The organism is Mesorhizobium calcicola, from assembly GCF_042682105.1.
GTDB classification, from domain to species: Bacteria; Pseudomonadota; Alphaproteobacteria; order Rhizobiales; family Rhizobiaceae; genus Mesorhizobium; species Mesorhizobium calcicola.
On record NZ_JBHUGY010000008.1, the window covers coordinates 186,447 to 208,481 of the forward strand.

At 60.0% G+C, this 22,035-nt stretch carries 19 protein-coding genes and 2 pseudogenes; 6 read left to right on the top strand and 15 right to left on the bottom strand.

All coding sequences use genetic code 11. From position 1 onward, the window contains the following. Nucleotides 1-197 precede the first annotated feature (197 nt). From ccoS to ACFSQT_RS04430, 10 genes are all read right to left on the bottom strand, one after another. Nucleotides 198-353 (bottom strand): cbb3-type cytochrome oxidase assembly protein CcoS, encoded by a 156-nt coding sequence (gene ccoS / locus ACFSQT_RS04385; protein WP_095082106.1) that lies wholly within the window; start codon nt 351-353, stop codon nt 198-200. Continuing rightward, nucleotides 350-2,641, bottom strand: coding sequence for a cation-translocating P-type ATPase (locus ACFSQT_RS04390; RefSeq protein ID WP_379017118.1), 2,292 nt, complete (start codon nt 2,639-2,641; stop codon nt 350-352). The genes ccoS and ACFSQT_RS04390 overlap by 4 nt, the downstream gene beginning before the upstream one ends. Next, nucleotides 2,638-3,135: a FixH family protein gene (locus ACFSQT_RS04395; RefSeq protein WP_095082110.1), complete on the bottom strand. Its 498-nt coding sequence runs from the start codon at nt 3,133-3,135 to the stop codon at nt 2,638-2,640. Before ACFSQT_RS04395 ends, ACFSQT_RS04390 begins: the two co-directional genes overlap by 4 nt. Then, on the bottom strand, nt 3,132-4,697 hold the full coding sequence (gene ccoG / locus ACFSQT_RS04400) for a cytochrome c oxidase accessory protein CcoG (RefSeq protein ID WP_095082112.1): 1,566 nt from the start codon (nt 4,695-4,697) through the stop codon (nt 3,132-3,134). Before ccoG ends, ACFSQT_RS04395 begins: the two co-directional genes overlap by 4 nt. 205 nt (nt 4,698-4,902) lie before the next feature. Next, nucleotides 4,903-5,766: a cytochrome-c oxidase, cbb3-type subunit III gene (gene ccoP / locus ACFSQT_RS04405; protein WP_379017120.1), complete on the bottom strand. Its 864-nt coding sequence runs from the start codon at nt 5,764-5,766 to the stop codon at nt 4,903-4,905. A 2-nt stretch (nt 5,767-5,768) separates the two neighbouring features. Continuing rightward, nucleotides 5,769-5,918, bottom strand: coding sequence for a cbb3-type cytochrome c oxidase subunit 3 (locus tag ACFSQT_RS04410; RefSeq protein ID WP_095082116.1), 150 nt, complete (start codon nt 5,916-5,918; stop codon nt 5,769-5,771). Between the two features lie 11 nt (nt 5,919-5,929). Then, nucleotides 5,930-6,661 (bottom strand): cytochrome-c oxidase, cbb3-type subunit II, encoded by a 732-nt coding sequence (gene ccoO, locus ACFSQT_RS04415; protein WP_095082120.1) that lies wholly within the window; start codon nt 6,659-6,661, stop codon nt 5,930-5,932. Nucleotides 6,662-6,671: 10 nt separating this feature from the next. Beyond that, nucleotides 6,672-8,282, bottom strand: coding sequence for a cytochrome-c oxidase, cbb3-type subunit I (gene ccoN / locus ACFSQT_RS04420; protein WP_095082122.1), 1,611 nt, complete (start codon nt 8,280-8,282; stop codon nt 6,672-6,674). 312 nt (nt 8,283-8,594) lie between these two features. Next, nucleotides 8,595-8,837 (bottom strand): hypothetical protein, encoded by a 243-nt coding sequence (locus ACFSQT_RS04425; protein WP_167392002.1) that lies wholly within the window; start codon nt 8,835-8,837, stop codon nt 8,595-8,597. Nucleotides 8,838-8,968: 131 nt separating this feature from the next. After that, nucleotides 8,969-9,697 carry a Crp/Fnr family transcriptional regulator gene (locus tag ACFSQT_RS04430; RefSeq protein ID WP_095082125.1) on the bottom strand — a complete coding sequence of 243 codons (729 nt, stop codon included), beginning with the start codon at nt 9,695-9,697 and terminating at the stop codon, nt 8,969-8,971. Between the two features lie 156 nt (nt 9,698-9,853). Between ACFSQT_RS04430 and hemN the strand changes: the two genes are divergently transcribed. Continuing rightward, complete coding sequence (hemN, locus tag ACFSQT_RS04435; protein ID WP_095084250.1) at nt 9,854-11,203, top strand: oxygen-independent coproporphyrinogen III oxidase; 1,350 nt, start codon at nt 9,854-9,856, stop codon at nt 11,201-11,203. Between the two features lie 297 nt (nt 11,204-11,500). Here hemN and ACFSQT_RS04440 read toward each other — a convergent pair. Then, nucleotides 11,501-12,809 (bottom strand): annotated as a pseudogene (locus ACFSQT_RS04440) (IS5 family transposase); the annotation flags it as partial. Nucleotides 12,810-13,174: 365 nt separating this feature from the next. On the opposite strand from ACFSQT_RS04440, the gene ACFSQT_RS04445 reads away from it, so the two are divergent. The 4 genes and pseudogenes from ACFSQT_RS04445 (at nt 13,175) to ACFSQT_RS04460 (ending at nt 16,977) form a co-directional block, all read left to right on the top strand. Further along, the gene (locus tag ACFSQT_RS04445; RefSeq protein WP_245331022.1) at nt 13,175-13,549 is read left to right on the top strand and encodes a calcium-binding protein; all 375 of its coding nucleotides are present in this window, start codon (nt 13,175-13,177) and stop codon (nt 13,547-13,549) included. A 269-nt stretch (nt 13,550-13,818) separates the two neighbouring features. Further along, on the top strand, nt 13,819-14,850 hold the full coding sequence (locus ACFSQT_RS04450) for an IS110 family RNA-guided transposase (RefSeq protein WP_379017121.1): 1,032 nt from the start codon (nt 13,819-13,821) through the stop codon (nt 14,848-14,850). 311 nt (nt 14,851-15,161) lie between these two features. After that, nucleotides 15,162-15,342: pseudogene (locus ACFSQT_RS04455) on the top strand (transposase); the annotation flags it as partial. A 177-nt stretch (nt 15,343-15,519) separates the two neighbouring features. Next, complete coding sequence (locus ACFSQT_RS04460; protein WP_378922012.1) at nt 15,520-16,977, top strand: NAD-dependent succinate-semialdehyde dehydrogenase; 1,458 nt, start codon at nt 15,520-15,522, stop codon at nt 16,975-16,977. A gap of 776 nt (nt 16,978-17,753) precedes the next feature. Here ACFSQT_RS04460 and ACFSQT_RS39770 read toward each other — a convergent pair. The 4 genes from ACFSQT_RS39770 to ACFSQT_RS04475 all read right to left on the bottom strand — a co-directional run bounded on the left by ACFSQT_RS39770 (nt 17,754) and on the right by ACFSQT_RS04475 (nt 20,784). Then, nucleotides 17,754-17,981, bottom strand: a complete 228-nt coding sequence (locus ACFSQT_RS39770; protein WP_342586862.1) for a hypothetical protein — start codon at nt 17,979-17,981, stop codon at nt 17,754-17,756. Next, nucleotides 17,899-18,234 (bottom strand): toll/interleukin-1 receptor domain-containing protein, encoded by a 336-nt coding sequence (locus ACFSQT_RS39775; RefSeq protein ID WP_342586850.1) that lies wholly within the window; start codon nt 18,232-18,234, stop codon nt 17,899-17,901. Before ACFSQT_RS39775 ends, ACFSQT_RS39770 begins: the two co-directional genes overlap by 83 nt. Before the next feature lie 410 nt (nt 18,235-18,644). After that, entirely contained in the window at nt 18,645-19,997 is a 1,353-nt protein-coding gene (locus ACFSQT_RS04470; protein WP_095082132.1) for a HipA domain-containing protein, read from the bottom strand. Nucleotides 19,998-20,001: 4 nt separating this feature from the next. After that, on the bottom strand, nt 20,002-20,784 hold the full coding sequence (locus ACFSQT_RS04475) for a helix-turn-helix transcriptional regulator (protein WP_206073678.1): 783 nt from the start codon (nt 20,782-20,784) through the stop codon (nt 20,002-20,004). Between the two features lie 719 nt (nt 20,785-21,503). Between ACFSQT_RS04475 and ACFSQT_RS04480 the strand changes: the two genes are divergently transcribed. Next, entirely contained in the window at nt 21,504-21,827 is a 324-nt protein-coding gene (locus ACFSQT_RS04480) for a hypothetical protein (protein ID WP_143748679.1), read from the top strand. Nucleotides 21,828-22,035: the final 208 nt, after the last annotated feature.

The window sequence follows — 22,035 nt, forward strand, 5'->3', positions numbered from 1 at the left end:
GCAAGCCCGCAGCGTCCGCGGCGACGCTGGTCGGCAGAAGCTACGGCACGGTTTGAAGTAGCCGGGTGCGGACGTGTTGGCGAGCGCGCGAGAGGCTGGTCTGGCGGCCTCACTGTTGGACTGGCGGCCCAAGATGATCAAGCGCGATGCGTCACGACATCCGAGCGGGCGATGATGCCGATAGCTGTTGCCATCAATCAGCGTTCCGGCTTGTCGTCCCGTTCGATGAGAATCCGCTCGGCAGCTCCATCAAGATCCTCGTATTGGCCACTCCTCAGAGCCCAAAGAAAGCCAGAGAGCCCAAGCGCTCCGAGGAACAGAGCCACGGGTATGAGGTAGACGAGCGTCGTCATGACATTCGTGCCCATTCGCCGATGCGGGAGCGTCTGTTGTGCGGAGCAATTCTGGCCGGAGCGTTCGACGCAAATCCTTGCAAGCGCAACGCATTTCCGACGACCAGGAGCGACGAGGCGGACATCGCGACCGCCGCGATCAGCGGCGTGACATGTCCCAGAATGGCGATCGGCACCGCGACGGTGTTGTAGACGATCGCTATGGCGATGTTCTGGCGGATCAGCTGACCTGCCTTCCTGGAAATATCCAGCGCGAGGGGTACTGCCAGAAGGCTATCGCGCAAGAAGACAAAATCCGCCGCGTTGCGGCCAATGTCGGCGGCGGTCGCCGGAGCAATCGAGACATGCGCCGCGCCCAGCGCAGGCGTATCGTTAAGCCCGTCGCCGACCATCAGAACCTTATGTCCGCCTTTCGCCAGCGTCTCGATCCGTTCGACCTTGCCGGAGGGAAGCATCGCGGGAACGAAACGATCGACACCCAATGTTTCGGCCACCTCGCCGCAGGCCCTTGCCGTATCGCCCGACAGCATTTCCACCGACAGGCCGGTATCTTTCAGTTGCTTAACGGCTGCGCTGGCATCGGGGCGCAGCGCATCCTCGAAAGCAAAGGATGCGGTGATGATCCCATTCTTCGAGAGGACTGTCGCACCGAACCCGCCTAATTTGCCTTCGCCGCCGGTTCGGGCTTTCCATCCAGCCCATCCGCGCCGGCCAAGACGCCAAGTGTTTCCGGCGGCGCTGGCTTCGATCCCGAAGCCCGGATATTCGCTGACGGATTCGAGCTTGGGCTGGCCGGAAAACCCCGCAAAGCCGGCCATCGCCCTTGAAAACGGATGGCGGGAATGCGCGGCCATGTCGGCTGCGATCGCCAGCATCGTTGGATCGATGGACGATGCATTGACGAGCCGCGGCTGGCCGAGCGTGAGTGTCCCCGTCTTGTCGAATACCGCTGCGTCGATCGTCGCCAGGCGCTCCATGGCCGAACCATCCTTGACCATCACGCCGTTCTCGAACAGACGCCGCGCCGCAACGACCTCCACGATCGGCACTGCGAGCCCGAGAGCGCATGGGCAAGTGATGATGAGAACGGCGATGGCAATCGTGATCGCCCGGTGCCAGTCGCCAGTGGCCAGCATCCAGCCGATGAAGGTCACAAGGGCCGTCAGATGGACGACCGGCGCGTACAGCGCCGAGACGCGATCGGCGATGCGGCGGTACCGTGCGCGGCCACCCTCGGCGGCTTCCATCAGCCGAACCATCTCCGCCAGGAAGGAATCCTTCGCAGCAGCGGTCGCCTCGATCGTAAGTGGACCAGTAAGATTAAGGGTTCCCGCCTGAACCACACCGCCCGGTGCCACTGTGTTTGGCGTGCTCTCGCCGGAGACCAGCGAGCAGTCGAGATCCGATGTCCCGTAGATGATGGTGCCATCAACCGGAATCCTTTCGCCGGCCGCGATCAGCATTTTCATGCCGGGTTCGATCTCGCCGACCGGCAGGTAGTCGCGCGTGCCGTCGTCGCCCAGCACCATAGCCCCGCGCGCGGCCAGCCGCGACAGGCCTTTGACGGCGGTCCGGGCCCGCTCGCGCATCACGTGGTCCAGGGTGCGGCCGATCAGGAGGAAGAACAGCAGTGAGACAGAAGCGTCGAAATAGGCATGGTCGCCATGGTTGATCGTCTCGTAGAGGCTCATGGCATAGGCGAGCGACACACCGACGGCGATCGGCACGTCCATGTTCATCCGGCCATGGCGAAGCGCGTTCCAGGCCGAGCGGAAGTAGATGCCGCCGGCAAAAGCCAAAGCAGGGATGGCAATCAGCGCCGAGACCCAATGGAACAGGTCGCGCGTGGCACCTTCGGCGCCGGACCAGACCGACACTGAAAGCAGCATGATGTTGCCCGCGGCAAATCCAGCGACCGCGACGGCGCGGATCAGTTCAGAGAGCGTCTTGTCCTTCTCTTCGACCTCTGGATCGAACAAATGCGCCTGGTAGCCAAGCCGGCCAAGGGTGGCTACGAATGGCGGGACCTCTTCTCCATGCCAGCGGATCGAAACCCGTTTCGTCGACAGGTTGACGCGAGCAGCATCGACATTGTCGAGCTTGCCGATCGCCGTCTCGATCGACTGTATGCAGGCGCCGCAATGTACCATTGGCACCGACAGGTCGATCTGGCGGAGCTCTCCGCCGAGGGAGCGGCTTGCCAATTTTATTTCCTGGCTCGAGGGCAGGACGGATGTCACACCGTCCAGGTCCAATGCCATTTCGGCATCCGGTGCGCAGCAGTTCATTGAATCGCCCCTTTGGAAATGATAATGCGGCGAACGTCGCGATAGGGTTCGGCGAGGCCGGCATCGGCATCGATTTGAACGATCCAGACGCCGTCCTTTGGCGTGTGTCGTGTGCTGAATTCCTGGTCCCGGCCTGACGCCAGGGTGATGGCCTTGTCCTCGGCCTCGTAGGCAGGATGGCGAAACAGAACCTTGACGCCATTCATTAGAACAGACTTGCCGGCAGCGTCGCTCAACGAGTAGCGCACATTGCCCGATGCGATCGTCAGCTTGCCGGTCCAGCCCAACGCCGCTTGCGCGCGCCCTTCCTTGGCCTTCTCGTTGAACTGCTGGCTGGCCACATAGGTGTTTTCCACGACCAGGCCTGTCCAGCTCGTGCTGGCGAGCGTTGCCATGGTGAGGTTGACGCCGATGACCACGCCGAAGAAGCCGAGGATGGTGAGCAGCATGTGCCTGCCGGTGAACTCGCGGGATTTCTGCGATTGGGCACTCATCTGGCAGTCTCCGGTGCATTGAACGTGGCGGTGTATTCGGCGGACTCGAGGCCTGCCTTGTCCTCTATCCGGAATTTGAAGCTCCGCGCGGTGCCCTCGACCTGGCCCGCCGGCTGGCGCACGAAGACCTTGAGCACCTTCAACCGATCGGGCTCGACAAGCGTCTCGAATGACCGTGCCGGAGGAAGCTCGATGCCGACCGCGCTCATCTCGGCGCCCGGCAAGCCTTGCAAGGTGACGACGATCGCCCTCGGTTCGGGGATCATGTTCAGCAGCTTGACGGTGTAGCCGTTGCGGATAGAGCCGTCGGAGAGCGAGACGAATTGCGGGTTGCGATCATGCAAGACATTCAACTCGAGCCTCTCGCGTGTGAGCAGCGAAATGAGCAGCGCCAGTCCGACCGCCGACCATGCGCCGAGGTAGATGAAGGTGCGCAGACGGAAGATGTTGCGAAGTTGGAAGTGTGCCAGGCCGTCGGAAAATGCGCCTGTGACAGTCCGGACGAGTGCCGGGTTCACCGGGACGGTGCCGCCGGCAGTCGCAAGCGCCATGTTGGCATTGTAGTCCGAAAGCCTCGCATAGGAGATCAGCCCGCGTTCCCTGCCAAGCTTGTCCATGATGCCGTCGCAGGCGTCGATGCAAAGCGCACAGGTTATGCATTCGAGCTGCTGGCCGTCGCGAATGTCGACGCCCATCGGGCAAACGGCGACGCAGGCATTGCAGTCGACGCAATCGCCGACCGGCTGCCCGGCGGCAATAGCCTTCTTGGCATGACGCGAGCGCGGTTCGCCGCGCCAGTCATTGTAGGTGACGGTTAGCGAATTCTCATCCAGCATCGCCGCCTGAATGCGCGGCCACGGGCACATATAGGTGCAGACCTGCTCGCGCATCAGTCCGCCGAACGTGTAGGTGGTCGCCATTAGTACGGCGATGGTCACATAGGCCACAGGAGCGGCGGTGCCTTCTACGACGTCCAAAGCCAGCGTCGGGGCATCGGCGAAATAGAAAATCCAGGCGCCACCCGTTGCAACCGCGATGACCAGCCAGATAGCGTGCTTGGAGACCCGCAACACCAGCTTGCGCATTGTCCATGGCCCTGCATCGAGCTTCATGCGGGCGTTGCGATCGCCTTCGATCGCTCGCTCCACCACCAGGAACAGGTCGACCCAAACGGTCTGCGGGCAGGTATAGCCGCACCAGGCCCGGCCAACCGTCGATGTGATCAGGAAGAGACCGATTCCGGCCATCATCAGAAGGCCGGCGACATAATAGAATTCCTGCGGCCATATCTCGACGAAGAAGAAGTAGAATCGCCGATGGGCGAGATCGAGCAGCACGGCCTGATCCGGGGCGTATGACCCGCGGTCCCATCGAAGCCAGGGTGTCAGGTAGTAGATGCCCAGCGTAATCGCCATCACCAGCCACTTGAAGCGGCGAAAGTTGCCGGAGGCGCGTTTCGGGAAGATCTTCTTGCGCGCGGCATAGAGCGGCTGCCGCGTCTTGGCGGAATTGACCGCCTCGGCTGCGTGGGGCGCTACCTGCGTTTTCTTTAGCACGGGCATCTCCTCGCGCGCCGCCGATGGTATTGGCGTGCAACCGCACTCGTCTGCTTTGGGTAACGTCCAAGATGCTGAGCTAAGCATGTTTTGCCGCATCGACACGGAGCGCCCCATTAATCAGAACAATCGCCGCACGCCCGAATGTGTCGAGGCCCGGCGCGCCGGGCCTCGTCGCTTGGCGGGGAGGGCCGAGAATAGGCTTCCGATCCTATTCTCCGCCGCCAAGCGAATGGACATAGACTGTGAGTTCCTTGACTGCGGTCTGGCCGAGGCGCCCGGCCCATGCCGGCATGATGCCATGCTTCGGCTCGCGGACCTGGGCGGCGATGGCGGTCTCGCCGGATCTGTAGAGCCAAATCGCATCGGTCAGATTGGGCGCGCCGAGCTCCCTGTTGCCTTGTGCCTTGTCGCCATGACAGGCCACGCAGTTCTCGGCGAAGACCTTGGCGCCGGGCTCGACCAGGCTCGCGTCTTTGACAGCCCCCGATAGGCTGGCGACATAGGCGCTGACCTGAGTGATCTGCTCGGGCGTTATGATGTCGCCAAAAGCGGGCATTTCCGAAACGCGTGTATCCAGGTCGGACGCAAAGCGAATGCCATGCATAATCGATTGCTGAATCTGCTCCGCCTTGCCGCCCCACAGCCAGTCGTCGTCGTTGAGGTTGGGAAAGCCCGCGGAACCTTGCCCGCCGGAGCCGTGGCACTGCACACAATTGACCTTGAAGGCGGCGCCACCGGCTGCGACGGCGAATTCGCGCAGTGCATCGTCGGCAACAATTTCGGATACGCTTTTCTGCTCGATGGCTGCGACGTAAGTGCCTTTGGCTGCTTCGGCAGCCGCAAGTTCGTTCTTGACGTCGTTTCGGCTGGAAAAGCCCAGAACGCCCTTGGTGGCGGAGCTGAGCATCGGCCAGGCGGGGTAGGCAATCGTATAGGCGGCTGCCCAGGCGATGGTGACGTAGAAGGTGATCACCCACCAGCGCGGAAGTGGGTTGTTAAGTTCCTTGATCCCGTCCCACTCATGGCCGGTCGTCGCGATCCCTGAGATTTCGTCGACTTGCTCGTTGCTCATCATCAATCCTCCTCGAGAGGAATCCGGGCGGCTTCATCGGCCAGCCCGCGGCTGCCGGGTCGGAGCGCAAATGCAATGCAGCCAATGAAGAACAGAGCCATGGCGAGCAGGCCCCAACTGTCGGCAAACTCCCGCATCAAATTGTAATCCATCGACATTCTCCTCAGCGGTAGCCGGCGGCTTCGTCGTAGTTTTTGAAATCAACAAGCGTGCCGAGCATCTGCAGGTAAGCGACAAGGGCATCCATTTCGGTGACCTGTTGGGGGTTGCCGTCGAAGTCGCCAAGCTTGGCCTTGGGGTAGCGGCCTTCCAGACCGGACGTGTCGGCATTGGGATCAGCCTGTGCCATCAGATCGGCATTTGCCTGGGCGATCATCTCGTCTGTGTAGGGGACGCCGACTCGCCTGTTCGCGATCAGATGCGTCGAGAAATCCTTCACCTCGATCGGTGTGCCCTTCAGGAAGGCATAGCTCGGCATGATCGATTCCGGTACCACCGAGCGTGGCGCGTTGAGATGCTGGACGTGCCATTCGTTGGAGTAGCGGTCGCCAACGCGCGCGAGGTCCGGGCCGGTTCGCTTCGATCCCCACTGGAACGGATGATCGTACATCGACTCGGCCGCCAAGCTGTAGTGGCCGTAGCGCTCGACTTCGTCGCGGAACGGCCTGATCATCTGGCTGTGACAGAGGTAGCAGCCCTCGCGCACATAGATGTTGCGTCCGGCGAGCTCGAGCGGCGAGTAAGGCCGCATGCCTTCGACCTTCTCGATCGTGTTGTCGAGATAGAAGAGCGGTGCGATCTCAACGATGCCGCCGACCGTCACGACCAGCAAGGACCCGACGAGAAGGAGCGTGGCGTTCTTCTCGATGACTGCGTGTTTGTCCATCAAGCCCATTTCTGGCTCCTTATTCGCCGGGCTGGAGGGCGGGCACGGAACCCGGCAATGGCTGTTCTTTGCGCTGGTAACCGCGAATGGTCATGGCGACATTCCATGCCATGATCAGGGCACCGGACAGATACATCGCACCGCCGATGGCTCGCATGACATAGTAGGGATGCATGGCGGCGACGGTTTCGGCGAAAGAGTAGACCAGGAAGCCCTGCTCGTCGTATTCGCGCCACATCAGGCCCTGCATGATGCCGGACACCCACATCACCGCCGCGTAGACCACGATCCCGAGCGTCGCCAGCCAGAAATGCCAGGTAACGAGCCGCAGCGAATACAGTCGATCGCGGTTCCACAGCTTCGGCACCATGTAATAGATCGCACCGAACGAGATCATGCCCACCCAACCGAGCGCTCCGGAATGGACATGGCCGATCGTCCAGTCGGTATAGTGTGATAGCGAGTTGACGGTCTTGATCGACATCATCGGGCCTTCGAAGGTCGACATGCCGTAGAAGGCGACGGCCATCAGCATCATGCGGATGATCGGATCGGTGCGGAGCTTGTCCCAGGCGCCGGAGAGCGTCATCACGCCGTTGATCATGCCGCCCCACGACGGCATCCACAGCATGATCGAAAACGCCATGCCGAGCGTCTGCGCCCAGTCGGGCAAGGCGGTGTAGTGCAGGTGATGCGGGCCGGCCCAGATATAGAGAAAGATGATCGCCCAGAAATGGATAACCGACAGCCGGTACGAATAGACCGGACGGTTCGCCTGCTTCGGCACGAAGTAATACATCATGCCAAGAAAGCCGGCCGTGAGGAAGAAGCCGACGGCGTTGTGGCCGTACCACCATTGCGTCAGCGCGTCCTGGACACCGGAAAACGCGGAATAGCTCTTGGAGCCCAGGAAGGAGGCCGGCATCGACAGGTTGTTGACCACATGCAGCATCGCGATGGTCACGATGAAGGACAGGTAAAACCAGTTGGCGACGTAGATATGCGGTTCCTTGCGCTTCAGGATCGTGCCGAGGAACAGGACGAGATAGGCGACCCAGACGATGGTCAGCCAGATGTCCACATACCATTCGGGTTCGGCGTATTCGCGGCTCTCGGTGATGCCGAGCAGATAGCCGGTCGCCGCCATGACGATGAAGAGCTGGTAACCCCAGAACACGAACCAGGCGAGATCGCCGCCGAACAGCCGCGCGCGGCAGGTGCGCTGTACGACATATAGAGACGTGCAAAGCAGCGCGTTGCCGCCGAAAGCGAAGACCACGCCCGACGTATGCAGCGGCCGCAAACGGCCGAAATTGAACCAGGGCTGGATGTTGAGATCGGGGTAGGCGAGCTGCAGCGCGATGACCACGCCGACCAGCATGCCGACAACACCCCAAAACATGGTGGCGATGGCGCCATAGCGGACCGGACCGTCCATGTAGGCCGTGGGGTCGATCGGAGCGGCGGGCTTGAACTCCGTGTTGCGCATCAGGATCACGGTGAAGCCAGCCACGGTGAAGAACAAAACCCACATGTGCTGGCGAAAAGTTTCATCCACGCCGAAGCCGGCGGCCACAAGGGCGGCAAAAGCAAACAGGCTCAAAAGGGCGATCTCTGTGCCGAATTTCATCGCAAGTCCCGATCTCGAATTCCCGCGGACGCCAAATCCGCGGTGCATTACTTGCCGAGCCGCCGCGTGCCCGCCATGATCCAGGTCAAAGCCGCACGAATTTACTGGGCAGCATTGAGCTCGGTGCAATCAGAAGGTGGCGATTGACTGAGAAAACGCAGCACGAGCCGCCTGTTCGTGAGAGAGTCCGACGTCCCCGGCCCGGCCCGGCTTGGAGGCGATTCCGTACGATGTGATGAGAGGCGGCGTATCGGGAAAACTGAGGCTCTGCGACGCGCGCTGGAAAGCGTCAACAATGCCTTTCCGAACGTCTCAAATGTCTTGGCATAGGCAACGCGGGTCGTTCACTTCTCCGTGACGTTTATAGGTTCGAAGAGACGGTTCATTTTCCCGGCGTATGAGGCGTGCTTGACCTCGGCCGGAGTCGATCTTGCCTCCACCAGCCGGTTGCTCGTCGAGTATGTCGAGGATCAATGCTTCGCCGACGAAGTGGTCGAAACACTCCTGGCGATCGGCCATGGACCCAATAGACAATGCGGAAGCTGTCGGGTTCATGCTACGCGGCTCCTTCAAAGGCTTGCGGCGGGAGATCGCGATCGAAGAAGAGGCATGTCCCGCCGCGGCTCGGAGTATCGGACGTAGGTTCCGTCACTTAGGTCTTATTGAAAGAGCGGTTGTCGCGCGCCTCAGCCGCCGCAGCGCTGTTCCAGCCGGCTCATGTTGTCCACCGTCACATGGCGATTGTTCTCGATCCGGATTATGCCGTCAGCCCGCAATCGCGTCAGCTGTCGGCTCACGGTCTCGAACCTCAGTGCCAGGAAGTCAGCAATGTCGACACGCGTCAGCGGCAGATCGAAGCGCGCCGACCTGGCCGCCGGATCAACAGTCCGATCGATATTCCGGGCGATCGTGAGCAGAAAGCTCGCCACCTTTTCTGGTGCCGTCCTGCGCCCCACAGTCACCATCCATTCGCGGGCTGCGTCGAGTTCGATCAACGTCTGCTTGAATAGGCGATGCTCGAGTTCCGGTGCTTCCTTCATAATCCGCTCGACCGCCGCCTTCGGAAACGAGCACAAGGAGACAACTGTAGCCGCTTCCGCGTTGATCGGGCTTTCCACCTTGAAGGGCCGTCCCAGAAAATCCGGTGCGAACTGGAGGCCGACGATCTGCTGCCGACCGTCCGAAAGGCTTTTCGTCAGCTTGACCACACCTGAAAGCACGTTCGAATAGCTGTCGACGGCCTCGGCGTCGCCGATCAGTTTGACCCCGGGCTCGATTTTGTGACGCCACGAGGTCTTGGCGAGCCCGACCAAATGGTCTGGGTCGAGCGCACCGCAGGCACCGCGATGCCGTGCCTCGCAAGACAGGCAAAGGACGGGAATACCGGAACTGTGAATGTCCTGCTGTACCGTCATTACGCTCGCTTTTATTGATCCCAAATGCCGGCAGGATAACAATCGGTGCGAGAGAAATCCTGCGGCAGTTTGTCCATGCCGAGGGTTGACCGAAATCAATGCTTTGGCTCAGCGATGCATCTAGGGTCCCGCGATGCAAACACGGTGGACCGCGATATGCGACCGGAATTAGCTGCCAGACTTGGCGAGAACGTCCCGCGCTATACCAGTTATCCGACCGCGCCGCATTTCCATGCGGGCGTCGATGCTGCCGTTTACCGCGTCTGGTCGCAGGCGCTCGGAAGCGGTGACGAGATATCGCTCTATCTTCATATCCCCTATTGCGACAAGCTGTGCTGGTTCTGTGCGTGCCATACCAAGCAGACGCGTCATTACGAGCCGGTGGCCGCTTATCTGCGATCGCTGCATGGGGAGATCACCACGGTTGCCGGTCTTGTCAGCGGCAAGGGTCGTGTCCGAGCGGTCCATTTCGGTGGCGGTTCGCCGACGATGGTGAAGCCCGAAGATCTAGTCGCATTGGGGGTTCGCCTACGGGACAGCTTCGATTTTCTCCCGGACGCGAAAATCAGCGTCGAAATCGAACCCAATGACATGGATGAAGCACACCTGGATGCACTCGCCGAAATTGGCATGACGCGGGCGAGCCTGGGCGTGCAGGATTTCGATTCGAAAGTGCAAAAGGTGATCAACCGCGAGCAAAGCTTTTTGCAGACCAAGGCAGTCGTCGACGGAGTTCGTTCACGTGGCGTCGAATCGGTCAATCTCGATCTGCTCTACGGCTTGCCGCACCAGACCAGGGGGAGCGTCTGTTCCACCGTAGCGCAGGCGCTGACCCTGGAACCGGACAGGATGGCGCTTTTCGGCTACGCTCACGTGCCCTGGTTCAAGAAGCATCAAACGATGATCGAAGAGGCATGGCTCCCCGGTCCCACGGAGCGGTTCGCACAATCGCAACTTGCCGCACGAGCGATTGTGGACAAGGGATACGAAGCAATCGGGCTCGACCATTTCGCCAAACCGGGCGATGCGCTGGCGGTGGCTGCCCGCACAGGGGCCCTGCATCGTAACTTCCAAGGCTATACAGAGGATCGCTGCGAGACATTGATCGGTCTCGGTCCTTCGTCCATCGGCCGTTTTCGTCAGGGCTACGTCCAGAACATGGCCTCGCCCGCCGAGTACGGACGCATGGTCGCGGATGGCGGGCTGGCCGCCGTCCGCGGCATCGCGCTTTCCGACGACGATCGCGTCCGTGGCTGGATCATCGAGCGGCTGATGTGCGACTTCGCCTTCTCGGCGATCGATCTGGTAGAACGCTTCGGCGAAGCCGGCCAGAGGCTCCTTCAGCAGTCGAGTTCCATGGCCCTCCACGGTCCGGTTCGATTGCTTGAACTTGATGGCGACAAATTCGTTGTGCCGGCCGCAAGTCGCCCTTTCGTGCGAAGCATCGCGGCCAAGTTCGACAAATATTTCGAAAGTAGTACAGCCAGGCACTCGGTGGCAGTCTGAGCACCGCAGACGAACGGTCATCGTTTTCAGTCGATCGCGAACCGATTGCCCTACGTTTGTGACCCTCCATCGGCGACCGTCGCATCAAGATAGGGTTTTGAGAACGGACTAGCTAGATGCGAGGGTCTTTGGCATAGGGCGACGATATCGCCGGGTCGTGTCTTCCTTTCGAAGCTCCTCAGTCGCCCGTGAAGAAAGCCATTCGGCACCGGCGTTGTAGGCGAGCCCCGTTTCAGAGGCTATTCCGGTTGAGCTGCGGAGGTCAGGCTGATCGTGGCTGGACCGGTGACGCCGCAGCGGTTGCAGCAGCGCCAAGAGGTAGGCAAACAAAAGCCTCAGCCAGTTGAGCAAGAGGCTGAAGTTGTAGCCGACGCCGGCGAGCATGGCGTTGTTGGCGTCGCTTCGGTGAAGGCCAGGAAGTTGCGGCCCATGCGGTGGTCCTGCTTGAGATGGCCGATGACCGGTTCGACAGCGGCCCGGCGTCGCAGTGCCCGCTTGATGGCCTTGGTGATGCCGCCCCTGGTAGCCGGCGACATGGACCTTGAACATCTTGTCCTTCGGCGCGTTGTGGCCGCGATAGCCGGCATCGGCGACGATCTTGCCGAGATTGGCACCGATAGCGGTTTCGATGGCGGGAATGACGGTGGCCAGTGTGTGGCCGTCATAGCGATTGCCGGGCAGCGCCTTGACATGGGCCGACGAACTGGCCGCCGCGGTTGCGCTGCAGCGTGGTGGCGACCGAGACCTCGACGCCGAACTCATAGGCTTGTGGGCCTACCCTTGCCGATGCATTCCACCTCGGGAGCGTGCAGGGAATAGACCTTGCGGCCGCGCTCGCGCTGCCGCTGGTCCCTGACGCGCCGGGCAAGCCAGCGGCAGGGCGAAGACCTGGGCAGTTCGGGCTGCCCGGCGAGCTTGCGGGTAATGTCGCGGATCACCGCGCCGAGCATGGTGCGCAGCCGCTTAAGCGCCCGGTTTGCGCGCTTGGACTGCTTGGCATGGGCATAACGCTGATGCTTGATCAGCGCGAACTTGCCGACCCGCGCATAGGACTGGCGCAGGCCGATGCCGCTTTTTTGGCCAACTTCACCAGCCACTCGCGGGCCCGATGCATCAGCTTGGCGTCGGTCGGAAAGGTGATGGCCTTCTCCTGCACTGTGGTGTCAACGATCACCGCACGGACGTCGGCCGGTTTGGCCGCCCCCCAGCCGCGTCGCTGCCGCAAGGCTCTCCTGGAGCAAGGCCATCAGCCGCTCCTCGCCCATGCGCAGACGTCAGCGAGCTGCGGTCGAAGGGGCAGGCGGTGCTGGAAGAACTCCTCGCCGCAGAACAGCTGGTAATAGGGGTTCTCAAGCCAGCGCTCGCACAGCGCCTAGTCGGATAGGTTGTGCATCGACTTGAGGATGGCCAGGCCCGCCATCAACCCGGTTGGCAGCGGCGGCCGGCCGGGGTCGTCGTCATAGACCGCGCCGAGCCGTTCTTCGAGGAAACGCCAGTCGATCGACCGGGCCAGTTTCACCAGCGCATGATCCATGTTGAGGATCTGGTCGAGCCGGGATCGCAACAGGTCGGTCTGTCCGCTTTCGCGTCGTTCCTTCGGCCGCATCGCTCGCTCCCTCGCAGCTTCGCATCAACCGTCGAATCACGCGTACGGGTACGCTTTCAATTTGCCGGAAATCGCAGCTCAAAGCCACAGGCCGCTAAAGGCTTGGATACACGAGAAAGCGGGCAAACATCGTTATTGCAGCCTGCCCATCCTTGACGTTAAGCCTGAGGCACCTTGATGGCGCGCTTGGTCGAAGTTGAGAACTCGACGCGGATACGAGTTCTCAAACTGCTGGCCAACCAGCCGACCTAAAGGCATTCCTCCAAAAGGCGTATTTCCGTTCTCCCTGTCGATTCGACAACAACCACCCAATATCCCATAGTCAAGGACCGGTGTCGGGGGATGCCTTAATGCGTTGGGGTTTAGTGTCGATCGCGGTTGCCGCCTCTGTTATTTCGGGCTGTGCTGCCGACTATTTGAACAACTACGAGACGGTGACGCTGGCAGCGGGCGACTCGCTCAATCAGAACGAGTTGCTGCAAACGGTCGATCCGTTCAATCCGAACAGCAACAACACCAAGATCGAAGGCGATGGCCAGCGCATGACGACGGTTGTCCAGCGGTATCACGGCGTGGCGCCGCCTGCGGCCGCGCTCGGCCAGGTTCCAAACAGCAGCGTCGATCTGGACTGCGCTGGCGGCAAGGGGAACAACCCGGTTGTGCAAGGCCCGGTCGCGGTAGGCCCATCCGACCCAAATGGTCTCGATCGAGATCATGACGGCGTTGGGTGCGAGCGATAAGAATGCGCTCGAAACCGAATAGGTCGAAACATCCCCATAGGGGCAGAGTCCACCAATTAGCAGATAACCGGTACAATCGGCGAAGGTATGACCGTGGGCGCGGCGGTGACCGCGTGTCGTGGTGGGGAGTTGTTTTGTTTTTGATGATGCTAGATGCCGTAATGGGCCGGCCTTCGCGAGCATAGCCAGGTTGGGTGGCTGTCCCTCAGAATGATGGTGTTGAAACGGAGTCCGAGCGATCGGCTCCAAACATCATGAGAGGAACAGCCATGGAACATTATGCGGGAATCGATGTCTCTCTGGAAGAGAGCAGCGTGTGCATTGTTGACGCGACCGGAACGATCATGCGCGAGGTCAAGATCGCCAGCGAGCCGGAGGCGCTGGTCCGCTATTTCGACGAACTGGAATTGTCTGTTAGTCGCATTGGGCTCGAGGCCGGGCCATTGTCGCAATGGCTGCATGCCGGGCTTGTGGCCGCCGGACGCGATGCGATTTTGCTCGAGACGCGGCACGTGAAGGCGGCGCTCTCGGCTATGACGGTGAAGACCGACCGGAAAGATGCACGCGGGATCGCCCAACTGCTGAGGATGGGATGGTACCGTCCGGTTCATGCCAAATCGGTGACTTGCAAGGATAGCCGAGCCCTTCTTGTTGGACGCAAGCTTCTGCAAGGCAAGCTTCTCGACGTCGAACTTAGCATCCGCGGGATCTTGCGCGGCTATGGGCTGAAGGTCGGAGAGGTCAGTCGTGGAAAGTTTGAGACGCGCATCCGGGAGCTGACAGCAGGCCACGTCACTTTGGAGATGGTGATTGGTGCGATGCTGGCGGCGCGGATGGCGTTGTGGTGCGAGTTCAGCAAGCTCCATCGCGAGATGCTGAAGATCGCGCGCGCTGATAAGGTCTGCCACAGATTGATGAGCACACCTGGCGTTGGGGCCTTGGTCGCCCTGACCTATCGCTCGGCGGTGGACGACCCGATGCGGTTTGGAAAATCCAGTACGGTCGGAGCCTACTTCGGGCTTACGCCCAAAAAATATCAATCCGGTGAGACCGATCGGGACGGTGGTGTCAGCAAGGTCGGCGACGCCATGGTGCGAACTGCGCTCTTTGAAGCTGCGCACGTCATGCTGACGCGGGCGATCCGCTTCTCGAGCCTGAAGCACTGGGCGCTCGACGTGGCGAAACGTCGGGGCATGAAGCGCGCCAAGGTGGCCCTTGCCCGCAAGTTGGGCGTCGTGCTCCATCGCATGTGGGTGGATGCGACCGACTTCCGCTGGAGCAAGGCCGCAGCGATGGCATAGGAGATAGAGCGTTCGGAGCGAGCCGAAACGGCACCGCTCTCCTGAGGTCCCGTCGCCGGGACGAGGGCTTGGCAAGGTCGTGTGTAGTGCTGTGAATGCTTCGGCAAACCACGCTTCCTAGATTGACCTGTCAGCTCTGGATCTGATGGCATAGTGTGGCGGCCTTCGCGCTGACCACGGACAGAAGCATGATCCTGGCGACGAGATATCGTTCAGAGGGGACTTGACGAACGAAGGCCCATTACAGAAGCACTACTTTGGCAGATTTTTAGCAGCGGGCGCGTTTTTGGAATTCCCAAGAGAGAGTTTGCGTGATTCATGGGAGGTCGGCTTGTGGAGGGCCGATCAATGGATGTGGACTGGCAAGCCGATCTCGAGCACTGGCTTCAACCGTTTTTGGCAGGTCTTTCGCATCCAGCTCGGCGCCGGATGTGTCCGCTGTACATTGCTGGTCTGATCGGGCCGGGCGACCGTAAGAGCGTACAACCGATCAAGATGCTCGGAGAGATGCTCTGAGAGCCAACTTCCGATACTTCCTTCCGTCGAGGAGGTCTAACTGCCATCCGTACGAGGTCCTATGCGACGGGCGAAGGCGAAGATACGTATCCACGCCGCCAGCAGACATATCCATCGCGTTGAGGAGAGCCCCTTTTGCCCATTTTTCAGCCGATGATCCGCTACCTCAAGTCTCGCGAGCTGTTCGCTGGCATCGACCGTATGCCGGCATTGGGCACGCCGGTTAGCGCGCGGACGTTCGAGGTCACTAGTCCATCGACCGGCGAATTGCTGGCCGAACTCCCCGACATGGGTGTCGAAGAAACGCGCGCCGCCATTGACAAGGCCCATTGCGCACAGCCTGGGTGGGCAGCCCTGACGGCCCGGGAGCGCAGCGATATACTCTGGCGCTGGCACCAACTAATCGTGGATCACGCCGACGACCTCGCTGCCATTCTCACCGCAGAGATGGGCAAGCCACTCGCCGAAGCGAAGTCGGAGGTAACCCATGCGGCTGCGTATCTGCAATGGTACGCTGAAGAGGCCAATCGCATCTACGGGGAAACGATCTCTGCACCATCAACAGACCGCCGCATGCTGGTGATCAAGCAGCCGATCGGCGTCGTTGGTACGATCACGCCATGGAATTTTCCCGCCTCCATGGTTGCGCGCAAGATTTCGCCGGCTCTCGCCGCCGGCTGCACAATCGTGCTGAAACCTGCTGAACAGACGCCACTCGTGGCAGGCGCTATGTTCGCCCTGGCCCAGCTGGCCGGTTTTCCCGAAGGCGTGGTCAACCTTATCTACGCTTCCGAAGGCGACGCTATCGGCCGCGAACTCTGCTCCAACGCCAAGGTCCGCAAGATCAGCTTCACGGGCTCGACCGAGGTCGGCCGGCTCCTCATGCGTCAATGCTCGGACCAGATCAAGAAAGTCAGCCTTGAGCTCGGCGGAAATGCGCCTTTCATCGTCTTTGACGATGCAGATATCGATGCTGCCGTTGACGGTGCGATCCAGGCGAAATTCCGCAATGCCGGCCAGACTTGCGTTTCTGCAAATCGCCTTTACGTCCAATCCGGCGTCCACGATGAGTTCGTCGAAAAGCTCGCCGAAAAGGTTTGCCAGCTTTCAGTCGGTGACGGCTTCGATCCGGGGGTGTCCATTGGGCCGCTCATCGACAAACGCGCTCTGGCAAAGATCGAATCCCATATCGCCGATGCCGTTGCGAAAGGCGGAATCGTTCGATGCGGGGGCGATCGCGTCGGTATGGAAGGCACACTTTTTCAACCGACTGTCCTCACCGAGGTTTCTCGCGCGATGACAGTGGCGCAGGAGGAGACCTTCGGACCCCTAGCACCTATCATTCGCTTCCAAGATGCGGATCAGGTTGTCCGCGAGGCCAATGACACAATCTACGGGCTCGCAGCCTACTTTTATGCCTCCAACCTGAAACGCGTGTGGCGCGTGGCCGAAGCTTTGGAATATGGCATGGTGGGCATCAATACAGGACGAATGTCCTCGGAAGCAGCTCCTTTCGGAGGAATGAAGCAATCCGGCATCGGGCGGGAGGGGTCCCGCCATGGGCTCGAGGACTACCTCGAAATGAAATATCTCTGTATGGGCGGAATTTGAAGCAGGGCACGCGCCGGCCGAAACAGGGGTCGGAGCCGGGCTCGTCTTCGGCCGCGAGGGGACGGGGGCTTTGTAGAGCTGAACGGAAAAAGCAGACTCACCTGTTACGTGATAACCACATACTGGTGATAAGAAAGCTTAGCGGTAGGCAAGGCCGGCTCTGAAACAGGAAGCCAGATTGGCAAACAACCAACATATTTCGTACGATTTGTATCAGCCCGGCCAGAACTACGACGGGGTAACATCCAAGCTCAAAGAGCTTGGGAACTGGGCCAAAATCCACAAGTCTTTCTGTATGTGAACCCGTCCTATACGGCCAGCCATGCGGCGGCGCACGTCTGGTCCGCTATGCATACTCGCAATACGTATATGTCGTCGACGCCATGAACAACGAAGCGGCATGCACAATCTGTCGGACGATGCTACCAACTATATTAAGAACCAGTGGTACAAGTAGTCCTTTTCGTCATTTCGCCCTTGTAACGAACCTCATTTTTCTTCACGTTCTCGGCATCGACAGAGGGGCCGCAGAACGAACCCATAGCGGAGATCCGCGCCAAGAGCTCGGATCGATGAAGTAGTCGCTCAAACGTGCGCTTCACCGGCAAGACGCGCAACGGATCGCCCGATGCAAACCCGTGTTAACGGGGTCGAAATGGTAGCAGCGGTCGTAGCAATGGGGGTAGAAGTACACTGGCGCGGCGGCCCGGCGGCTGACACCACGCCGGCGCCCGGACCGCTTGTGCGACGTGGGGCCGGCCACCCCGGTAATAGAGCTACAGGGCGACCAGCTCGGCGAGCTTGGCCGCGACGTCTGCCATCAGATTTTCTGCAGTACTCAGCCCGCTTCGCGAACCGAGCAGGGGGCTGACTTCGCGGAGAGCTTCGTACGTCGTGTCGTGCACAATGGGGACGAGCAGGTCACGCGCTAGGAGTGCCGATAATTCTTTGTCGGCGATGCCCTCTCCTTGGAGGCGGCGCAGCAGCGCAGGGGTCACCAGCACGATCCCGACTCGCGACTTCGTCGCCCTTGTCGATTTCGCGGAGCAACCGCGTGCCGAGGGCGACGTCCTTCTCGCTGAACCAGACCGAGACACCGCGCAACTCGAGCAGATCGTGCAGTTCCGTGGCGGCCCCTCTCCGGTCGTCCCACGCATGGCAGAGAAAGACGTCCCGAAGGTCAGGCCGGGGCGCTCGCTTTTCGACGCTGTCGCGGACCGGCGTGAGTGCCCGCACCTCGGCAAGCGTGTACGCCACGGGCGAACCGGCTCGCGACCATCTCGGCCAAGGAGCCGCTTGCCGCCCTTTTAGGCCTTCGATCCGTTTGCGATGAATGGCGGCTTTCGAAAGTCAGAGAAAGACTTGGTAACGGCCGATTATAGGCGCGAAGCGGGCCAAATGGGTTCATCCAAACCGCGGTTCTTGCAAAAACCCTCTCGGCAATATAGCCCCACAAACGGCACAAACGGGACGTTAATGGAAAATGAAAGCACGATGACTGCATCCGACGAGCAGCACGACAACGCCGACTTGGTATCACTCTCCGCCGACATAGTTTCTGCATACGTGTCGAATAATCTGATACCAGTCCCGGAAAACGTAACCCGTCGTTGTTGGTACAATCCTCGCGTTCCGCCAGACATGGAGGCATGTCTCCATCGATAGATTCAACTCATCAGCCATCCGCCAGCTAGGCCAATGAACGCGTCTCGGTCCCTGGCCGCTTGGGGTATTTCCAACCGCATCGCACCGAGAAGCATGCGCATGTTGGTAGCGATCAAGTCCGCCAAACTCTTCACCTGACGCTTTTCAAGAGCACCGAGACAGTCCGCGAGGCCTAATGCAATCTCGGACGGATAACGCTGGTGCATGCGTTTGCGTGCCGCAGCACTTTCTATTCCCAGCGCCAGGAGAAACGCATTAAGCTGTTCTGGGGTAACTTCATCGAGCGTTTCCGCCTCACCGATCCTGTAAGCGAGCTCGTCGGTCAGAGTGTCGTCGAGCCTGGTCGGCAAGATATCGTAACGCGGCGCAAAGTGGATTCTGCCTCCAGGTTCATAGAGCAGGGCGAAGTTTTTTGCATGTCCATCGTTATTGCCTATCAGGAGATCAAATATCGTGGCCCTGATGAAGGTTTCCTTCGCCTGGGCGGGATCGACCGTCGCCTCAAGTATCCTGCGGATGCCCGAAACGTCGAAGCGCCGGCCTGCCTTGCCACGCCTTTCGTACTTCATCGAGACCGGCAAACCGAGGGCCTGCGCGAAATCCTCCTGATGAAGACGCACGATCCTGTTCTGTCGGTCTCTGCCTCGGTCGAAGCGGGTCACGAGTAGGGTCTCGATCCCGCCAATCGGCACTACAGAGACTTCGGCCGTGTCGAACCCCAGCGCCCCGGAAAGCCTCATCGCCTCGGCCTCATACCGGGCATCCTGCTGATGATCGCGATCGGGCACTTTCAGGATGTGTGTCGTCGGGCCCCCCGATCCCCGCTTCGGCTCGGCAAACCTACCGTCCGGCAGAACAGTCAGGGCTATCTTGCTTTGCACGCCTGCCAAAGGGGACGGATCTTCAGTTCCGTCCGGTAGGCGTTTGCGCTGATGGAGTGCTTCGACGATCGCGATCATGCGATCCTGCGGAATGGGTACATAGTCGCTTTCGTAGTCGCCCGGGACTTTTGTCGGCGGCGATCCTGACGGAAGAACGGAAAGTGCTCCGGCACAGTCTTTTCCAAGGTGATATAGCAGGCCAGCTATGTCATCGCGGGTCAGGCCTTCTCGTGCCAGCACGTCGGTGAGCACGCCGTTGCGCTCCTGCAGAAGGTTGTCGAAGAATGCTCGCGCTATAACGTCACGGTAAGGTTCTTCGGCAAGCGGAAGGGATAGCGATAAGGCGGTCGCATCTGATCTTCGAAGGTAGTCTGCCTTGTAGACGAAGGCGACTGAGCCGTTTTCGTCACGCACGAGGGCGCCGATCGGATCGACGAAACCGTCCAACCGCACATCAAGGGCAAGCACCTCCATTGTATCAGCGCACCTGAGCAAGCAGCGATATGCCGGCTGCTTGCGCGACCTTCAGGACCTTACCCAATTCAAGTGTGGGTTTGCCGTTTTCCAGTTCGGATAAAAACCTGCGCCCCACTCCAGCAAGGTCAGCGAAACTTTGCTGCGAGAGATGTCGGGCCTCGCGGGCGCGCCGGACTAGCCGCCCAATATCTGAGGCAGAGACGATCTCCAGTCCTAAGGTATCCGTCCCGCTATGGCGCGGTGAGGCCGCGCCGGCGTCCTCGTCCTCGTCGTTAGTCTCGCTGCCGCGCAGCAGATAAGCGTCGGGAAGCGTTCTGGGCAGGGCAACCGTGATGAGTTGTGAAACACCAGGAAGCTTCAGGTTGACCTGCGGTATTGCGCCGGTCAGTTGTTTGGTCAGGTCCCCCAGAGCGTTGACGCGGGAAAGTGCCTCGACGGTCCCCGTCGCATTGACTGATTTCCTGATCGTCTCATTACGATGCAACAAGTCCTTGCTGGCCGCTTCGAGCGCTTCACTGGAAGCATTGATGTGTGCGATGTGTTTCGCCAGGTCTTGAGAAGAGGGAATCTGGGAAAGCGCCTTAGCGATCTCTCCCGCCTGCAAAGAGTTCTTGATCGTGGCATTGTGGCGCGACAGGGCCCGAGTGGCGTTTCTAAAGGTATCGTCAGACGATTTGAGATCCGTGAGAAGCTTCGTCAGATTCTGGGCAGGACCCGCCTGCGCAAGCAGCTTTGCGATGTCTGTCGCGCTGCCAGCGCCCGTAAATTGCATTCTTTTGGCCATGCTTTGCTCCCGAGCGGGAACATAGCCTTGCTTCTTCAGACTTTCAAGAAGATTCGCTCCCGAACGGTATCATAGCTCATATTGATCCCGAACGGGTTCAGGCGCTTTTAGTGAGAACATTCTAACGCCGTCTGATACCGTTCGGGTGCATAAGTAGTCGAGGGCCGATTGTCCATGCCTGCGGGCCGACCGTCCGATGTCGGACTGGAGCACGTCGGCGATATTCCTAAAATGTGGGATCGATTTGTCTGGCAGGCTACCAATACATGGTGCATAACAAGTAGAAAGCTCAATTTTTTCAACGGCATGGCGAGAAATCGAAAGACGCTTCCCCCGCCAGTCAATCCCTAAAAAAGGCCGGGAACCATGGGGTTTGGCGATTTTCGCTTAGTGACCAACTAACCAATCTACTAATCAACCGTTCAGGCAGCACAATCACTTCCGATTGTCGCCGTGGGCGGTATTTAATCCGCGCGGGTTTGGGAAAGGGTGTCGGATGATGCGTGGGCGATTTGGCACGATCCCAGCAACATGTTTAGCCAATATGTCGAGGCACGATTGTTCCTAAGACGTTTCTCCCGGCTATCGGCTACGTGATCGTTGAAAAGTCGCGACGGCGCTGGGTGCGAGGTACCATCCCCACCAAGCCCATCCAGTCGTGCAATTGAGGATTGGGGCCGTTTGTGCTTGGATGATCGATGGGCATATGGGAGGGCGACATGAGCGCAAACCAGCAGTCACCTTGGGAACGGTTAGACGCGGCTGCCACGGATCGATTGATCGAGCGGCTTCTCATGGGAGTTGGCCTTGCCGGTATTGTTGCGGTCGTTGCAGTAGCAGTCTGGCTGTACAGCGGCGTTGGTTTCGGCCATTGGTTTGGCTATGTCGTGGCGGTTTTGGTCGCCGCCGGCCTTGCATCAATCCGCATTGGGGGGATAGGCATAGGCCTTTTGGTGACAGCGCTGGCAGCGTTCCTCTTTGGCGTGCTGGGGTTGATTGGCGGTTTGATTTTTACCGTCCTGTTCTTGTTGGCCAGACGGTAGCCCGCAATGCGAATTTCGGATGCTGACTATTACACCTTGGGCCATTTTATCTCCGCAGTCCTAACAAGGGTGCGAGACGGCCAACTGTTCTGCCGGCGAAGGTCGCTCCGCAATAATGCACACGTTGACAGCGTGGGATCGCGAGAACTGGCAAGAATTCGGGCCGTGGATGACGATGATGATGGAACAATGGAAATCCGACGACACC

What these genes read in the sequence shown, in the direction of transcription:
- ACFSQT_RS04390 (WP_379017118.1), bottom strand. Translation starts at nt 2,641, where the DNA reads ATGAACTGCTGCGCACCGGATGCCGAAATGGCATTGGACCTGGACGGT.
- ACFSQT_RS04480 (WP_143748679.1), top strand. Translation starts at nt 21,504, where the DNA reads ATGAGCGCAAACCAGCAGTCACCTTGGGAACGGTTAGACGCGGCTGCC.
- ACFSQT_RS04470 (WP_095082132.1), bottom strand. Translation starts at nt 19,997, where the DNA reads ATGGAGGTGCTTGCCCTTGATGTGCGGTTGGACGGTTTCGTCGATCCG.
- ACFSQT_RS04410 (WP_095082116.1), bottom strand. Translation starts at nt 5,918, where the DNA reads ATGGATTACAATTTGATGCGGGAGTTTGCCGACAGTTGGGGCCTGCTC.
- ccoP (WP_379017120.1), bottom strand. Translation starts at nt 5,766, where the DNA reads ATGAGCAACGAGCAAGTCGACGAAATCTCAGGGATCGCGACGACCGGC.
- hemN (WP_095084250.1), top strand. Translation starts at nt 9,854, where the DNA reads ATGCGACCGGAATTAGCTGCCAGACTTGGCGAGAACGTCCCGCGCTAT.
- ACFSQT_RS04425 (WP_167392002.1), bottom strand. Translation starts at nt 8,837, where the DNA reads ATGAACCCGACAGCTTCCGCATTGTCTATTGGGTCCATGGCCGATCGC.
- ACFSQT_RS04450 (WP_379017121.1), top strand. Translation starts at nt 13,819, where the DNA reads ATGGAACATTATGCGGGAATCGATGTCTCTCTGGAAGAGAGCAGCGTG.
- ccoN (WP_095082122.1), bottom strand. Translation starts at nt 8,282, where the DNA reads ATGAAATTCGGCACAGAGATCGCCCTTTTGAGCCTGTTTGCTTTTGCC.
- ccoO (WP_095082120.1), bottom strand. Translation starts at nt 6,661, where the DNA reads ATGGGCTTGATGGACAAACACGCAGTCATCGAGAAGAACGCCACGCTC.
- ccoG (WP_095082112.1), bottom strand. Translation starts at nt 4,697, where the DNA reads ATGCCCGTGCTAAAGAAAACGCAGGTAGCGCCCCACGCAGCCGAGGCG.
- ACFSQT_RS04395 (WP_095082110.1), bottom strand. Translation starts at nt 3,135, where the DNA reads ATGAGTGCCCAATCGCAGAAATCCCGCGAGTTCACCGGCAGGCACATG.
- ACFSQT_RS04460 (WP_378922012.1), top strand. Translation starts at nt 15,520, where the DNA reads ATGATCCGCTACCTCAAGTCTCGCGAGCTGTTCGCTGGCATCGACCGT.
- ACFSQT_RS04430 (WP_095082125.1), bottom strand. Translation starts at nt 9,697, where the DNA reads ATGACGGTACAGCAGGACATTCACAGTTCCGGTATTCCCGTCCTTTGC.
- ACFSQT_RS04475 (WP_206073678.1), bottom strand. Translation starts at nt 20,784, where the DNA reads ATGGCCAAAAGAATGCAATTTACGGGCGCTGGCAGCGCGACAGACATC.
- ccoS (WP_095082106.1), bottom strand. Translation starts at nt 353, where the DNA reads ATGACGACGCTCGTCTACCTCATACCCGTGGCTCTGTTCCTCGGAGCG.